The sequence below is a fragment of the Rhizobium sp. PEPV16 genome (assembly GCF_008919455.1).
GTDB lineage: Bacteria > Pseudomonadota > Alphaproteobacteria > Rhizobiales > Rhizobiaceae > Rhizobium > Rhizobium leguminosarum_Q.
The window spans coordinates 23,283-39,427 of the sequence record NZ_VSZV01000341.1; the positions used below are offsets into that span (position 1 = coordinate 23,283).

The 16,145-nt window shown below is 61.9% G+C and carries 15 protein-coding genes; 6 read left to right on the forward strand and 9 right to left on the reverse strand.

Annotated features, from left to right (window positions below; translation table 11 throughout):
• Positions 1 to 297: 297 nt before the first annotated feature.
• The 6 genes from FY112_RS26445 to FY112_RS26470 all read left to right on the forward strand — a co-directional run bounded on the left by FY112_RS26445 (position 298) and on the right by FY112_RS26470 (position 8,203).
• Complete coding sequence (locus tag FY112_RS26445) at positions 298 to 1,176, forward strand: DUF6030 family protein (protein ID WP_151519645.1); 879 nt, start codon at positions 298 to 300, stop codon at positions 1,174 to 1,176.
• A gap of 220 nt (positions 1,177 to 1,396) precedes the next feature.
• Positions 1,397 to 1,675: a DUF1778 domain-containing protein gene (locus FY112_RS26450; protein ID WP_025396849.1), complete on the forward strand. Its 279-nt coding sequence runs from the start codon at positions 1,397 to 1,399 to the stop codon at positions 1,673 to 1,675.
• Complete coding sequence (locus tag FY112_RS26455; RefSeq protein WP_025396848.1) at positions 1,672 to 2,199, forward strand: GNAT family N-acetyltransferase; 528 nt, start codon at positions 1,672 to 1,674, stop codon at positions 2,197 to 2,199. The genes FY112_RS26450 and FY112_RS26455 overlap by 4 nt, the downstream gene beginning before the upstream one ends.
• 291 nt (positions 2,200 to 2,490) lie before the next feature.
• A complete protein-coding gene (locus FY112_RS26460; protein ID WP_151519646.1) occupies positions 2,491 to 4,137 on the forward strand; it encodes an acetolactate synthase large subunit in 1,647 nt (548 codons plus the stop codon).
• A 317-nt stretch (positions 4,138 to 4,454) separates the two neighbouring features.
• Positions 4,455 to 5,579, forward strand: a complete 1,125-nt coding sequence (locus FY112_RS26465) for a metallophosphoesterase (RefSeq protein WP_151519647.1) — start codon at positions 4,455 to 4,457, stop codon at positions 5,577 to 5,579.
• Positions 5,576 to 8,203 (forward strand): AAA family ATPase, encoded by a 2,628-nt coding sequence (locus FY112_RS26470; protein ID WP_151519648.1) that lies wholly within the window; start codon positions 5,576 to 5,578, stop codon positions 8,201 to 8,203. The genes FY112_RS26465 and FY112_RS26470 overlap by 4 nt, the downstream gene beginning before the upstream one ends.
• Positions 8,204 to 8,241: 38 nt before the next feature.
• On the opposite strand, the gene FY112_RS26475 is transcribed toward FY112_RS26470, so the two are convergent.
• The 9 genes from FY112_RS26475 to FY112_RS26515 all read right to left on the reverse strand — a co-directional run bounded on the left by FY112_RS26475 (position 8,242) and on the right by FY112_RS26515 (position 15,855).
• Positions 8,242 to 8,541: a type II toxin-antitoxin system RelE/ParE family toxin gene (locus tag FY112_RS26475; protein WP_151519649.1), complete on the reverse strand. Its 300-nt coding sequence runs from the start codon at positions 8,539 to 8,541 to the stop codon at positions 8,242 to 8,244.
• 8 nt (positions 8,542 to 8,549) lie between these two features.
• Complete coding sequence (locus FY112_RS26480; protein ID WP_072641240.1) at positions 8,550 to 8,825, reverse strand: type II toxin-antitoxin system ParD family antitoxin; 276 nt, start codon at positions 8,823 to 8,825, stop codon at positions 8,550 to 8,552.
• A 116-nt stretch (positions 8,826 to 8,941) separates the two neighbouring features.
• Complete coding sequence (locus FY112_RS26485; RefSeq protein ID WP_151519650.1) at positions 8,942 to 10,210, reverse strand: trehalase family glycosidase; 1,269 nt, start codon at positions 10,208 to 10,210, stop codon at positions 8,942 to 8,944.
• Positions 10,211 to 10,229: 19 nt separating this feature from the next.
• Positions 10,230 to 11,288: an ABC transporter ATP-binding protein gene (locus FY112_RS26490; protein WP_151519651.1), complete on the reverse strand. Its 1,059-nt coding sequence runs from the start codon at positions 11,286 to 11,288 to the stop codon at positions 10,230 to 10,232.
• A gap of 13 nt (positions 11,289 to 11,301) precedes the next feature.
• Entirely contained in the window at positions 11,302 to 12,159 is an 858-nt protein-coding gene (locus FY112_RS26495) for a carbohydrate ABC transporter permease (RefSeq protein WP_151519652.1), read from the reverse strand.
• Entirely contained in the window at positions 12,156 to 13,007 is an 852-nt protein-coding gene (locus FY112_RS26500) for a sugar ABC transporter permease (protein WP_020046945.1), read from the reverse strand. The genes FY112_RS26495 and FY112_RS26500 overlap by 4 nt, the downstream gene beginning before the upstream one ends.
• 72 nt (positions 13,008 to 13,079) lie before the next feature.
• The gene (locus FY112_RS26505) at positions 13,080 to 14,354 is read right to left on the reverse strand and encodes an extracellular solute-binding protein (protein WP_151519653.1); all 1,275 of its coding nucleotides are present in this window, start codon (positions 14,352 to 14,354) and stop codon (positions 13,080 to 13,082) included.
• Between the two features lie 42 nt (positions 14,355 to 14,396).
• Positions 14,397 to 15,407 (reverse strand): substrate-binding domain-containing protein, encoded by a 1,011-nt coding sequence (locus FY112_RS26510; RefSeq protein ID WP_151519654.1) that lies wholly within the window; start codon positions 15,405 to 15,407, stop codon positions 14,397 to 14,399.
• 124 nt (positions 15,408 to 15,531) lie between these two features.
• Positions 15,532 to 15,855, reverse strand: coding sequence for an antibiotic biosynthesis monooxygenase (locus FY112_RS26515; protein ID WP_025397412.1), 324 nt, complete (start codon positions 15,853 to 15,855; stop codon positions 15,532 to 15,534).
• Positions 15,856 to 16,145 lie beyond the last annotated feature (290 nt).

Genomic DNA, 16,145 nt, shown 5'->3' on the forward strand with positions numbered 1-16,145 from the left:
ATCCACTGGGGTAGCTGCTTGACGCTCCACGCACGCGACTTCACACTTGCAGTGTCGAAGGTGAGTCGGACAGACGGAACCGTTTTTTCGCATCCGTTGCTCATCTCAGGGGGAGTCGTCAGCAGGGTTGATTGGTCCATGCGCCGACTGACACCGGTTGATCGGCAAATAGGATCGAGATTGATTGAGTTCGAACTCGCAGCCGCTCCTATTTGCTTGTGAGGTCGCGCCGTGGATAAAGTGCCATCAGCAGTCGATCCTCCTCGCGACAGCCCGCCTTGGCACGGGAATTTCCCAATGCCGAGGAACCGCTGGTCCCTGCTTTGGCCAGGGCTTTTGATATCAATTTTGCTTCTTGCAGGCACCGTCGTTTTTTACCGTGAAATCCATCACCTCGAAGATCCGGTCGGCCCCTTCGAAAATCGAGTTCTCAATAAAGCTGCCCGATCACCTCGCATAGCCGCCCGCCCTGATCCGGCGGCTCCTTCTCCCCTCCCGCCGACGCCGATATCGCTGCAGCTGATCGAGATCCCGAAGTTGGAGTTGGCAAGTCAATTTCTGCGGATGTGGCGCGTCTCGGGGTCGAACTTTTGCGGTTCTCTTCGAGAAGCCGGCATCGAGATGAGCGAATGGAAAGCCGCATCGATGCGCAATCGCAGCTATGAATGTTATTTTCAGCGCATCTACGAACGGGACGAGGTGCGTCCCCTCAGCTCGACCTTCGTTAAGGTTCGTGGAGATGAATTGGGCGATATTCTTGAGCTCCGCGCCAAGATCATTGGGCCGACGACCGACGCTCAGGGGCGTCTCGCCCCAGCCGTCCTGCGGATTTTCGAGATCATCGTGAAGCAGGCGTGCTGGCGTGATTTCGAGGATGCTCTTGCGTCCATCCAAAACCTTCAAGATGTCGAATACGAACGATTCGGCTCCTATCTCAGCTTCACGCGCGAAGCCGGCAGCGGAAATATCTTCAATTTTGTTCTTGGTCTTAAGGCGACTTCAGATTCGCAGGTGAGGACTAAGGCGTATTTTTCGACCGAGCGCTGGCTCCGAATGCCCGTCGTGTTCCAGCGAGCTTCATCCTCAGGGAGCGCTCGGGCACGTCCATATCAGCCACCTGCGCTCAATGACGTCGCTAGCACCCGTCACAATCCAAGATCAAGCAACTGTGGCTGAACATCGACGATTTCATCGTATTGAGCGATGAAAGCGTCAGGCCGAGCAGCCGAACTGGACGCTTGAAGGATAATGGACGGGCAATGGGTCAGGAGGTCGCAAGCCCGCCGAAGGCCCTCGAAGTAGTGTTCGCTGAACCATTCCATGAATGCTGCGATCATCTCAGGAACTTCTTGTACACATACTATGTGTACGCTACATTGCGATTAAGGAGATAATTATGCCGAGAACCGCGGACAACAAAACCGAACGCTACCAGCTCCGTATCCCGCCAAAGCAGAAGGCAATTATCGCGCGCGCGGCTGCCCTCTCGAACAAGGATATGGCAGATTTCATTCTCGATAAGATAGTACCTGAAGCCGAAGCCGTCATCCAGGCTGCTGAAGTTGAGACCGTGTCGAGCCGCGATTTCATCCGCATCCTCGACCTGCTTGAACACCCGCCAAAACCGAACGCGAAACTACGCGCTGCGATCTCTGCTCTACCGGATGCCCTGTGACCCTCCCCGTCTGGCATGAAGAGCCGATCGCTAAGTCGCACGATCGGGCCTCATTCGATTGCGGCGATGGGGCAATGAACGAGTTCATTCGGCGCTTCGCTCGGCAGAGCCATGAGCAGAATGCGGCGAAGACCTTCTGCGCCATCGACAAGGCCCAACCTGATCGCATCCTCGGATTCTACACAGTCGCGCCTTCGGCCGTTACACATGAGGCCGTGCCTCCAAAGCTGACGAGAGGCCTCGCACGCCATGAAGTCGCAGGCTTCAAGCTTGCGCGCTTGGCAACCGACATAAAGGTGGCGGGAAAGGGTTTAGGCGGCCAGCTCATCGCTGCTGCAGCGCTCCGTTGCCTGCGGCTCGCCAGCGAGGGCGGCGGGATCCTGCTCATCATCGATGCCAAGAGCGAACGCGCCGCCCATTGGTATGCCAGCTATGGCGCCGAACCGCTGCAAGGGAAACCACTCACCCTCGTTATGCCGCTTGCCACCTTCGCCGCCGACTTCAAGGCCAAGGGGCTCTTGTAGCCGGTTAGCCGCCAAGCCATTGATATCCTCGATACAGCAAAACAGGGCTCTGCGCGCTGCGGGCGGGAGGTGCCGGCTTGAACCGCGACATCTCACACCATCAGTCAAAGCTGTTTGCCAGCAGAACCGCGGAGAGCTTTTTTATTCCCGCGGCAAGTCCTATCCAGAAATCCTCGGCGACTAAGATTGAGGCGATGCCGCCGAACGCATGGACAGGCCCGGAAAAGAACATATCTTCAAGAGGCCTTCCTTTCTGGAAGCCTCGATCCAAACAGCACGGGCAAACATCCAATGACCAAAGGCTCCGATCTTCTAGTGGCAGCGCTTGAGAACGAAGGTGTCGAGCGCATTTTCGGCATCCCAGGCGAAGAGAATCTCGACGTCGTCGAATCCATCCGAAAGTCGTCGATTGAGCTCGTCCTCACCCGACACGAACAGGCGGCGGCTTTCATGGCCGCGACCTATGGCCGCCTGACTGGAAAGCCCGGCGTCTGCCTGACGACGCTCGGGCCTGGTGCTCTGAACCTCTCGACGGGTGCCGCCTATGCCTTGCTCGGCGCGATGCCGATGGTGATGATAACCGGTCAGAAGGGGATTCTCTCGTCCCGCCAGGCGCGTTTCCAGGTGGTCGATGTCGTCGCGTCGATGAAGCCGCTGACCAAGCTCGCAAGGCAGATCGTCTCGCCGCAGATGATCCCGACGACGGTCAGGGAGGCGTTCCGCATCGCCCAGGAGGAAAGGCCGGGGCCGGTACATCTGGAGCTTCCGGAAGATATTGCGGCTGAAGAATGTCAGGAAGTGGCACTGATTGCACCGCATCAGCTCGAACTGCCGACGGCAAGCGATGCGGCCCTCGATCGCGCCGCCGCCCTCATCGCCGCAGCCAAACGTCCGCTTCTGATGTTCGGGGCCGCCGCCTCGCGTCCCCGCTCGACATCGGATATTGCGCAGTTTGTGATCCGTACGCGCATTCCGTTCTTTACCACTCAGATGGGGAAGGGAACGGTGCCCGGCGGAACCGAACTTTATATGGGCACCGCCGCGCTGTCGGAGCGGGATTATGTCCACGAGGCCATCGAACAGGCAGACCTTATCATCACGATCGGGCACGACACGATCGAGAAGCCACCCTTCATCATGGGCAAGGGCGGCCCGAAGGTCGTCCATGTCGGATATCAGCCGGCGACCGTCGAGCAGGTCTACTTCCCGCAATCCGAAGTCATCGGCGACATCGGCCCTTCGCTGAAGGCGCTGGCGGATCGCCTCGAGGGCAAGCTGCCAAACGCGCAGGCGCTTCTTCACCTGCGGGAGCGCATTCTCGAGCGCATTGCCGCGCGGGCGACGGAGGATCGCTTCACGCCGCAGCGACTGGTTTACGATATAAGAGAGGTGATGCCGCATGATGGCATCCTGGCGCTCGACAACGGCATGTACAAGATCTGGTTCGCGCGCAACTACCGAACGCGGATGGCGAACACGCTGCTGCTCGACAATGCTCTTGCAACGATGGGAGCCGGGCTGCCGTCGGCGATGGTTGCCTCGATGCTATACCCCGAGCGGCGGGTCATGGCGATCTGTGGTGACGGCGGCTTCATGATGAACTCCCAGGAACTCGAGACCGCCGTCAGGCTGAAGCTCAACCTCGTCGTTCTTGTCATCGAGGACAATGCTTATGGGATGATCCGCTGGAAGCAGGCCGTAGACGAATTCCCGGATTTCGGGATGACCTTCGGCAATCCCGACTTCGTGAAATATGCCGAATCCTACGGCGCCAGGGGAACCAGGGTCGACGATATCGGCCAGTTCAAACAGGTTCTCGAAGAGGCATTCTCCGGAGGTGGCGTCCATCTGGTGAACGTTCCGGTCGACTATTCGGAAAATGAGCGCGTGCTGGTGAAGGAGCTTCGTGAACGGCTCCCTGATATATTGGAGATCTGAGAGATGGCCGACGGATCAGGCGGCACTCCGCCCGGAGGTTACCGGCGGCATTAGCAGCCGTCCTCGTCCGTGAGCAGGATGGCTACGGTGTCGAATATCCCGCAGAATTAGATAAGCGTTGGATAAGAGCTTGTTGAGCCAGGATAGGCTTGCCTCGCCTGATATCGGGAGGCATGGTCTGTCGCGGAACAACGGAATCGCGAACCGCGGACGAGGCCTACTGCAAAGCGCTACAGTGTCCTTGCGTGTCCGAAAAGACGCGCGGCGCTGTAGGCCATGCTCGGAAGCTCGCGGCGCATCGCAAACATGGCTGGTTGATGTTTTCCTTCCTGCACAGTTCGGACCTTCATATTGGCAAACGATTTGGCAATCTTCCGGAGGATTTGAGAGGGCGCCTGCGCGAGGCGCGGCATGGCGTGATCGCCAGGCTTGCCGGTGCGGCACGTGAGCATGGGGCAGGTGTCATCCTGCTCGCAGGCGACACGTTCGATACCGAGACGCCGACACCTGCCGTGCTTCGCCAAGCGCTTGGCGAGATGGCCCGGAATACGCCGCTGCGCTGGGTCCTGCTTCCTGGCAACCACGATTCGCTGCTGGCGGACCAACTCTGGAGTGCTGCGCGCGGCGTGGTGCCTGACAATGTCATCCTGGCGACGGAAGCGGCGCCCCTTCCGCTTGGACCTGATGTCATCCTGCTGCCGGCGCCTTGCACGACCAGGCGGCCGGGCCGCGACCTGACCGAATGGATGACGGGTGCAGCCACGCCGGACGGCTCTATCCGCATCGGCCTCGCCCATGGCCCGATTCAGGAATTCTCGGAGGATGCCACGGCCACCAACGTGATTGCGCCGAACCGCGCGGCGCTGGCCGGCCTCGATTACATGGCGCTCGGCGATTGGCACGGATCGGTCGCGGTCGACGCCAGAACATATTACAGCGGCGCGCCCGAGCCGGACCGTTTCAAGCATGACCGGCCGGGGCAGGCGATGGTCGTTTCCATTGCCGGGCAGGGGGCGATGCCGACGACGACGGCGGTGACGACCGCCAGCTTTTCCTGGCAGACATTGCAGCTTCCGCTGCTGGCGTCAGAAGACGGTGTTGAAGCGCTGAAGGCGGCACTGCCGGAACCGTTCGCGCGGCGACAAACCCTGTTGCGTGTCGCGCTGTCCGGCCGTGCCCGATTGAACGGGCGCACAGCAATGACCAGCCTGCTGCAACAGGTCGCGCCGGAATTTGCGCATCTGGAGATCGATACGGAACTGCTGGGGACCGATTGCGAGAGCGATGATCTCGAGATCATCGACCGAGCCGGTGCGCTGCGCGATGCGGCGGAGTTGCTGCTTGCCGAAAGCCTCGACCAATCCCGATCGGGCGATGACAGGGGTGTGGCGCGTGAGGCGTTGATCCGCCTGTTTTCCTATTGCGAGGCGATCGATCGATGAAACTCAACGCTCTTCGCCTTCACAACGTCAAACGCTTCGCTGGCCGCGGCATATCTGTCGAAGGAATCGCCGACGGCGTCAACGTGCTGAGCGCTGCCAACGAACACGGCAAATCAACCTGTTTCGAGGCGCTGCATGCGCTGTTCTTCCAGCCGCACGGCGGCACGCCAAAGAGCGTGCAGATGCTGCGCCCCTATAGCGGCGGCAATCCGATCGTCGAGGCCGATATCACGATCGAAGCCGGCCGCTACCGCCTGACCAAGCAGTTCTATGGCGGGCGGCGCGCCAGCGTCACCGATCTCGGCAGCGGCCGGCTCGTCGCCCAGGCCGACGAGGCCGAGGCTTTCATCGGCGATCTCATTTCCGGCGGAACTGCCGGCCCGGCAGGCCTGCTCTGGGTGCGCCAGGGCGTCACCGGCATCGAAAATCGCAGCAAGAGCGAGGAAGAAAACGACAAGCGGGTGCGCGAAAGCCTGCTGTCTTCGGTGCAGGGCGAGGTGGAGGCGCTGACGGGCGGACGGCGCATGTCGGCAGTGCTCGAAGCCTGCGAGGATGAACTCAATCGCCTGGTCACCGCGACGCTCCGGCCAAAGGCCGGAGGCCGCTTTGCCGCCGCGCTCGAGGAGCGTGACCGGTTGCAGGCGGAGGAGGCGCGGCTGGCCAAGGAGGTGGAGATGCTGCACGGCGCACTCGATCGCCGCCGCTCAGTGCAGGCGAGACTCAGCGAACTGGAAAATTCGGACGAAGAGGCCGGCCGGAAGACGGCGATTGCCAACGCCGAGTCGGTGCTCGAAGCCGCTAAACTGCATGACAGGGAGCTCAAGGCCCTCGACGCCGAGGCTACTTTGGCCGCCAGCCGCCGCGATGAGGCGCAGCAGGCATTCGACCGCTTCCACACGGCATTGAACCGCAGTGGCGAACTCGCGCGGCGTTTCGCCTTGGCGGAAAAGGAGCTTTCAAATGCAGCCGTGCGACGCACGGCATCGCTGGCCGAAAGCGAGGCTGCAACGACGGAGGTGCAGGCGGCCGAAGAGGAGGAGCGGTTAAACCGCGAATTGCTGGCGCGGCTGGAGGCTGCGCTACGTTCACGCCACGCCGCCGAGCGTCTGGCCGAGGTCCGTCTGCGTCTCGAACAGGCGGAAGCGGCGCGGCAGCAGATCGAGGACGGGGAGGCGGCGCATGCATTGCTCGTCATTCCAGCCGACGCCATCGAACGGCTTGAAGCACTCGACATCAAGATCGTCGGCTTGCGCGCAGCCGCCGAAGTCGGCCTTCCCTCACTCAGGATCGATTACCTGAAGGACGTCTCCGGATTGGTGAGCATGGACCGCCAGCCTTTGCATGGGGGCGAGGATAAGAGCTTTGCCGGGATGGCGAGGCTCGACATAGCGGGCGTCGGCACGCTGACCATCCATTCCAGCCGGCAGGCAGAGCCGGACGGGGCGCTCGAGAGTGCGGAAGCCACGCGCCAAACATTGCTTGCCAAGCTCGGTGTCGACAGTCTGCGGGCGGCACGACAGCGCGATATTGCCGCGCGGAACAAGCAGGAGGAGCTGGTGCGGGCACGCCAGCGGCTCGCTGATCTCGCCCCGAATGGCATCGACGAACTTCACCTCGACGCCGCACGCTTTGCTGAACTCAGCCAGGGTCCGGTCGAACTCGACGCCAACCCGGAGGAGGTGCGCGCCCGTCTCGCCGATGCGACGCGACGCATCGAACTGGCGCGCAATCGGGCGCGGGAGGCGTCAGTGATGCGCACGGAAGCAGGCGAGGCCATATTGCGCGCGCAGACCGAGCACGCCAGGCTTGGCCAGGAACGCGAGGCGATCGAAGCGATTATCGGCCCCGAAGCCAGCAGAACGGAATTGCAGCAGGACCTTGTTGTAAAACTTGCCAACGCCAAAGAGCAGTTCGATGCTGTCGAACTCCGGGCCGCGCCTTTGCGCAGGACAGGTCGGGACCTCGCAGGCGCAGAGGCCGCCCTTGCCAGGGCGCGCTCGGTCGCCGACGCCGCAGGCCGCGAAATTGCCAAGCTTCGCGAGGAGCTTGCCGATCTCGGCGGTCAGATCCGCACCCGCTCAGACAGCGCGGTGGAAGAAAACTGGCTGGAAACTCGCGGTTTGCTTGATGCGGCGCGGGAGCAGGTAAAGCGTTTCGAGACGGAGGTCGCCGTTCTGGATCGCCTGCGCAAGGCGCTGACGGCGACGCGAGCAGCCGCGCGCGACCTTTATCTCAAGCCTGTCATGAACGAACTCGCCCCGCTGCTCGGCCTGCTGTTCGACGACATCTCGATCACCTTCGATGGCGACACCTTGCTGCCGCAGATCGTGCGCCGCAACGGCCTGGACGAGGATGTCGACCGGCTGAGCGGCGGAATGCGGGAGCAGCTCTCGGTGCTGACCCGCCTTGCATTCGCAAGGCTTCTCGCCCGCGACGGCCGGCCGGCGCCTGTGATCCTCGACGATGCGCTTGTTTATTCCGACGACGATCGGATCGAACGGATGTTCGATGCGCTGCACCGCCAATCGCGCGACCAGCAGATCCTCGTCTTCTCCTGCCGCCAGCGCGCCTTCGCCAAGCTGGGCGGCAATGTGCTCACCATGCAGCCATGGCAGCCGGAATAGGGCGAGCAGTCGATCTGTCGTCTGGGTTAAGTCGTTTGCTAATTATCGTCGAAGCGGACGTCTTGGCCGCGATGGAAAACACGCAGGATAGATACGATGTTCTCTTCCACCACAGACGCGATGCTTGCCTTGCCGCGATACCCAACGACGCGCAGTCCCGGCCGCAGGTCGTCACGCACGGCGCCTCGCTCGGGAAACGTCTCAAAGCTGAGGCAGTAATCCACAATCTTACCGACGTAGTTGCGAGCCGTCTCCGGCCCGGCCTCGTCTATCAGGTACACCAGCAGGTTTTCGAGGTCGTCGCTCGCCTTGGGCGCAAAAATGACGTTGTAGTTCAAGCCCTGCGCTATTTCTTGGCGTGAGCGGCCATACGGGCATCGAGCCGCCGGCGGACTTCCTCGACGGAGAGGGCGCGCTCGGGGTGGGCTTTCATCTCGTCATAAGTAGGCACGACCTCGTCGCGCAGCCATTTCTCAACGGCGGCGTCGCGGGCGGCCAAGGTGCGCAGGCCGTCGCGGATGACTTCGCTCTCGGTCGCATATTCGCCGGAGCTGACTTTGGCCTTCACCATCTGCGCCATTTCCAGCGGGAGGGTGATGGTAAGGGGTTGGGTTGTACGCATAATGTGTCCTCGGTTATCTCCTTATAACCCACCGTATGATTAAATCATACGCTTTATATGTAGGCCACCCCTGGAGCGCTGATCGCGGAGAGTAGCAGCTGGGCGCGGCTCTACACTCAAGCACGGACTGTGCCTCCCTCAAGCCACAGATACGCGGCAGCCGTCCAGGAGAAGCCGAGGCCGCCGCAGCCTTCTCCGGTGACAGGGTCGAAATATTCGGCAAAACCCTCCGTTTCGATCGCTGCGATCGTCGATTTCCGCAGTTCCTCGGCCGCATCCGCATGCCCATTGCGCCTGAGTCCGTCGATCAGCAGCCAGTTGATGATCGCCCAGGCGGGGCCGCGCCAGTAGCGCTTCGGCTCCCAGCTGGCGATGCCGGGTTTGGTGGTGGGGAAGGCAACTTTTAGACCCTTGGACCAGGCCTTCATTTCCGAGACCAGGGCGTTCGCAACCTGCTTGTCGAGGTCCAGCGAGAGGAGGGGGATGAAGCCGGCTTGCGTCGCGGCTTCGACATCTTTGCCGGAGATCAGGTCTCGGGAGACGAAGCGCGCGAGGTCCGGCCGCCATTGGGCCATTATCGCCTTGCGGGTGCGGTCGTTGAAGGCATCTATCTCGATCGCGTCCTCGGTCCGGCCGAACAGGCGGGCAAGATGCTCAAGGTCCTCGCCCGCCTTGAGAAGGATGGCGGTCGTCTGGATCTCGGCGACCTTGAAGGACGCCTTTTCCCATTGTTTCGCCGGATCCCAGCCACAGGCGGCATAGGTATCGACCAGATGAATGAAGCGGCGGTAATCCTCGTCGCGCGGGCGCATGTCGGCATCCACATGACCGGTGTCCTTGCGCACGACAGGCGTGTCGGTCGTGGTGGGCACACGGGCAAGCGCGATGTCCCAGGCGGGAGAATTGTCGCTGCCGCTTTCCCAGGGATGCAGGAGTGCTACAAGCCCCGTCCCTTCAGGGTCGCGGGCGGAATACCACCAGCGGTGCCATTTCAGCGCCGCCTCGTAAAGGGGCAGGGTGCGCGTCTCGTCCTCCTTGCCGGCGACCTCATGCAGCTTGCGCAGTGCGATCGCGAAGACCGGCGGCTGGGTTATGCCGGAGGTCGGGATCGTGTGCTGCGTGCGCCAGACATCCGGCCCCGGGAAATAGGTTTCGCTTGGCGCGTGGAAGACGATATGGGGGATCATCCCGTCCGCCCACTGACCCTCGACCAGCCGCTCCAGCTCGCGAAAGGCGCGGTTGGTATCGTAGAGCGCGAAGCCCATGGCGACGAAGGCGGAATCCCAGTTCCACTGGAAGGGATAGAGCCGGTCGGTCGGCACGGTATAGCCGCCGCGATCGTTCACGGCGAGGATGCGCTTCGCCTGGTCGATATGCGTGTTCATTCTGGATGCTCCGGTATTCTTAGGCCAAAACGGCCGGAAAGGACTTGCCGCTTTCGGGCGAAAGCCAGGTGATGCGCTTTTGGTCGAGCTTTAGGCCGATCGTCTCGCCGCTCTTCACGGTCTCCGAAGCCGGCAGGATGACGCGGACCGGCTGGTCATGGATCGACCCAGTCAACAGCAGATGCGAGCCCATCGGCTCGGCAACGCGAACCCGCATTTCGAGACCCTGCGGCAGCGGCGCGAGTTCGACGGCCTCGCCGCGCAGGCCGAGGACGATTTGATCGCCGGATTCCTGCGGCGCCACGAGCCGTTCGGCGCCTACCGCCACCTGGCCGTTCGAAACCGGCACCTGGATGAAGTTCATCGGCGGATTGCCGATGAAGCCGCCGACGAAACGTGTCGCCGGGTGATTGTAGATCTCGACCGGATGGCCGACCTGCTCGACCACGCCGCCATGCATGACGGCGATGCGGTCGGAAAGGCCCATCGCTTCCGTCTGGTCGTGGGTCACATAGATCGTCGTGGTGCCTGCCGATTGCAGCACGGTCTTGAGTTCGGTGCGCATTTCGAGACGGAGCAGCGCGTCGAGGTTCGAAAGCGGCTCGTCCATCAACAGAACCTTCGGTTCGACGGCAAGGGCGCGAGCGACCGCGACGCGCTGGCGCTGGCCGCCGGAAAGCTTGTTCGGGTAGCGGTCGAGATATTGTTCGATATGCAACAGGCCGGCGGCCTTTTCGACCTGCGCCTTCACGCGTGCGTCGTTGGCCTTCTGCATCCGCAGCCCGAAGGCGACGTTCTCGTAAACAGTCATATGCGGAAAGACGGCGTAGTTCTGGAAGACCATCGCAAGGCCACGATCCTTGGGAGGCAAGCCGATCACCGACTTGTCGCCGATGCGGATATCTCCCGATGTTGCCGTCTCGAGGCCGGCGATGATGCGCAGCAGCGTGGTCTTGCCGCAGCCGGACGGGCCGAGCAGCGAGACGAATTCGCCGTCGTTGATCGTCAGCGAGACCTCTTTCAGCGCCTGGAAGGCTCCGAAACTCTTGCGGATGCGGTCGATGACAATATTGGCCATGTCTCTGGTCCCGTTATTTGGAGGAAATGCCCCAGATCGCGAAGAGGTAGCGTCTGACCGCGAAGATGAAGACGACCGAGGGAAGGATGAGCATCAGCCCCCCGGCAAAGCGATAGTGCATCGGGCTTTCCGAAAGCACGGTCAGCAGGTAGGCCGTCAGTGTGCGGTTGCGCACCGTCAGCACCGAGGCAGCAAAAACCTCGTTCCAGGAGATGACGAAGGCAAAGACCGCGGTCGCGACAATGCCGGGCAGAGCGAGTGGCGCCACCACCTTGAAGAAGGCCTGGATGCGGGTGCAGCCAAACACCCAGGCGGCTTCCTCCAACTCCTTCGGCACGCCGAGGAAAATGCCCTGCGTAACGAGTGCGGCGAAAGGCAGGGCGAGGACCGTATGAATAAGGCCGACGCCGAGGATCGTATCGTAGAGGCCGAGCCGGATGAAGGAGACCGTCAGCGGCAGTGCCAGGATCGCCAGCGGGAAGGCGCGGGTCAGCAACACCAGGAGGCGGTAGCTGTCCTTGCCGCGGAAATCATAGCGGGCGAGCGCATAACCTGCCGGTGCGCCGAGTAGGATCGAAAGCCCCACCGTGATGCCGGCTGCCCCCAGCGAATTCAGGAAGGACTGGACGACGCCTTCCGTCTTCAGGAAGAGAATGAAGGGCTCGAGCGATATGCCCGTGGGAAGGCCGGTCTTCGGCCAGATATAGACGCCCTGGCGGCCGCCAAGCGCGCCGAGCGCGACCAGATAGATCGGCACCAGCACCCAGGCGCAGAGTGCGGCGATGGCGCTCCACAGCAGCCAGCGCCGCGAGGAGACGAAGCCGGCGGCGTTGCGGGTGTCCGCAGCCGTGTTGACGGTATCCGTGGTCATGGCAGGCGCTCCGGATCGACCTTTAAGGCTTTCAGATAGATAAGCGTGGCGGCAAGCGAGATGATCATGATCAGCACCGCATAGGCGGCGGCGACGCTGTAATTCTGGTTCTGGTTCTGCCAGTTATAGGCCTCGCCGACGAGAACCGGGAAGTTGCGTCCGCCGAGCGCATAGACCACCGCGAAGACCTCGAAGGCGAGCACGGTGCGCAGGATCAACGCCGATTGCAGGGCGGGGCGGATCAGCGGCAGGGTGATGCGCCAGAAGCGCGTCCACGGGCCAGCCCCGAAGATTTCGGCGGCTTCTTTGAACTCCTTCGGCACCTGATTGAGACCGGCGACGATGATGACCATGACGATTGCCGTGCCGCGCCAGATTTCGGCAACCGCAATCGCGAGGAAGAGCGCGACCGGCGTCTGGTAGGAGAGCCAGCTTGCCTGCCTGCCGATGATGCCGAGGCCGAAGAGCAGCGAATTCAGATAGCCGGTGTTCTGCAGGATCGACAGCCAGACGAGACCGGCGGCGAGATCGGAAATGCCGAGCGGAATCGTCCAGATCCACAGGATCGTCTCCCGCCCGCGGCCGACCTTGGCGACCATCGTGCCCATGGCCAGCGCAATGGCGATCTGCACCGGCACGACCGCGATCGTCAGCAGGAAGGTGTTCTTCACCGAGCGGGTGAAATTGATGTCGGTGACCATGCGCTCGGCATTGGCGAGCGATGGCGCGCCATTGTCCGAAACCGCCAGCCAGATAGTCTGTACCAGAGGCACGACGAACAACAGCGCCAGGAAGGCGACGGATGGCAGGATCAGCAGATAAGGGATCCAGGGTCGGCTGTTGGTCATCGGCTCCGGCCTTGACGAGCAGAGGGGTGAAAGCGCGTCCGGGCATTTCGCCCGGACGCTTCATGGACAGATTTATTCGACCGGGCAGGGGCCATCGCTCTTGGCATCGGGCGCCCAGCAGGCAGCCTTCGTGTCGGTCATCAGCTTGGCCATCGTCGCGCCTTGGGTCTTCAGCACGTCTGCGACGGGCTCGTTCTGCAGCACGATGCGCTGGAAACTATCCATGTAGACCTTATTGAACTCGCCGCCCTTGTCGGCGAGACCGACCGGGAGCAGCGAGATGACCGCGTCCTTGGAAGCCTGGGTGGCGGTGACCGCACCGGCGAGCAGGGCGACGCCGGCATCGAGATCCGGCGGCAGCTTGATATTCAGCGTCGGGAAGAAGCCGACCTTTGAGGCGGTCAAGAGCTGCGTCTCCGGCATGGAGAGGTGCTCGATGATCTTTTCTGCGCCGGCCTTGTCAGGCGCACCCTTCGGAATGGCGAGACCGGCAACGACTGGCATGTAGCCGCGACCCTTGGGACCGGCGGGAGCGGGGAAGACGACGTAATCATCCGGTGCGGCAGAAATGGCATTCTTCAGGCGGGCGATATGATCCCAGGCGACCATGACTTCGCCGGCAGCCAACGGCTCCTGCATGAAGTCGTAGCTGGTCGAGTTCGGCGTCACATAAGCCCATAGCGCCTTCAGTTTCTCCCAGCCGGCGGCCGCATCGGCACTCTGGAAAGTACGCACGACGCCTCCGGTGAAGGACGGATAGAAATAGCCCTGGAAATAGCGCGCCATCAGCCCCTTCGGACCGGCCGGAAAGCCGATCTGCGGCTGGCCGGTCGCCTCCTGCATGTTCCTGCCCCACTCGATCAGTTGATCGTAGTTCAGCGCGTTCACGTCGGCGCCATCAGGGAGGTATTGCAGGGCTTCCTTTTTGGCAGCCATCACATAGGTCGCCTGCATCCAGGGAATGTACTGCTGGGTCGACTTGCCGAGCTTGCCGAGGTCGAGCAGCGACTGCGGCATGCCGCTCGCTGCCAGCTTCTTGGCGAGATCGTCGAGCGGTTCGAGCGTGTCCTTGTCGGCAAGCGGCGAAAGCTCTCCATGCAGCGCACCGACCAGGCTGACGGTGTGCTTGCCGGCCTGGCGCTCGGCTTCCATGCGGACGGCAAACTGCGGTGGTTCCTCGACCACGTAGTCAACCGAGCCGACGTCCTTCAACAGTTCCTCGCGAACGACGGTCGCCTCCTCGATCGGACGAAGCTGGGTGGATACGAAAACCGTCTGGGCCAGCACCGGCGAGGCGAAGGCCAGCACGGTGGAAGCCAGAACTCCAAATGACATGATATGTTTCATCTTCTCCTCCTTCATTGTTCTTTGTTTGAGATGCACTGCTGTCTATGCCGCTCTAAGCGGACGGCGATGGCTGTCGCGATCGATGAATTCGATCGCGTGAAGTTCCTGAAGTTCTTCGGCGGTTTCGCCGGCAATGGCGCGCAGCAGCAGCGAGGCGAAGCTTGCGCCGAGGTGTTCGCCGGTCATGCGCATCGTCGAGAGCGGCGGGCTGGTGAAGGCGCCCATCGGCAGGTCGTCATGGCCGACAATGCTGATGTGGTTGCCGCCATCGACCTCGCGCAGCGCCCGAAGCGCCCCGATCGCCATTTCGTCGGTGGCGCAAACGAGGGCGGTCGGACGCGACGGTTGGCGCAGAAGTTCGAGTGCTGCGAGATAACCGCCCTGTTCCAACGGCGCGCCTTCGGCGCAGAGGTTGGTGGCCAGGCCGCATTCCTCCATCGCCGCCCGCCAGCCGCGGCAGCGGTCATGAGCGAAGAAATATTCCTGCGGGCCGGCGATATGGCCGATGCGGCGGTGGCCGGCAGCATGGAAGCGCAAGGTCGCGGCCCGGAAGCCGGCAAAGCCGTCGCCATCGATATAGGGATGGGGCGTCAGGCTTTCGGTGCGGCCGTTGGTGACGAAGGGAATGCCGCGCGACTGCAGGAATTCGACGCGCTCGTCCTTCCGCTTGGTGCGAACGAGAAGCATGGCATCGACGCGGCGGCCATCGACGAAGCGGCGGCAGATGTCGAGTTCGCTCTCGCCGCGCGGCACCGGTGCAATCACCAGATTGAGGCCGGCAGCAGCAAGATGTTCGGCGCAGCCGGACAACATATCGAGGAAATGCGGAGGGCCGATATGGCCGGGATCGCTCGGCAGCGTGACGGCAACCAGTTCGGCGCGCTGCTTGCGGAGGCGGCGAGCCGAAGCATTCGGCCGGTAGCCGACCTTGTCGGCAGCCTCGCGAACCCGCTCACGCGTGGCGGCCGATACATCGGCATAACCGTCGAGAGCACGCGACACCGTGGTGATCGAAAGTCCCAACGATTCTGCGAGCTGTTTGAGATTGGCCAAGACCTTCCTCCCGAAGTGAGAAAAAGATTCTCCAAAACGTTTTGGGAGTCAAGCCAAAACGTTTTGGAACGATTATCTCTGGCCGGGAAAAAGCGCGGGAGCTGCAGAAAGACGCTAAGAAGGCTCAACGCAGATTTGGAGGGACCACTATCTTATGTATCTGGATACGCTCCGGAAGTTCGCACAGCAGTTCTGCATCTCGCGCCAGATGATGAACCTGCTCCGGATCACCTTTCGTAAACGCCGTCATCGATTCCATGTCGGCCCAGTAGGAGATCGTCGTGAACCATGTTTCATCCTTTCGATCTTCGCGCAGCAATTGGACGCCGAGTGCCGTCTTTTGTAGCGGCGGAACTCCCTCAGCGCGATTGTAAGCTTCGTATTCATCAGCAAATTCCGGCTTCGTGCGACCGCGCCAGATACGGGCGATAGTTGGAACTTTCGTCATGTTCTGCACCCCGTGACATTTGAATGAAGCAAGCCGACGGTCGAGGACGTCTGCCTCAAACGGCATGGCATCGTGGAACAGGGCACCAAGCCCTGCCAATCAGAGGCGATTATGCGCCAGGCATGCGCCAATCCGGGCATCACACCCGTTCAGCCCGGAACGTCTGCTCCACGAGCAAAAGGAGATGAGTCCCACGATCGATTATTCAAGGCCCGCGTGAGCAGATCGACCCTGCCTCTCGTCTGGAATTTCTAACTCCGCTTCGGGGCTCGGCCGTTGATGGCTCGCGA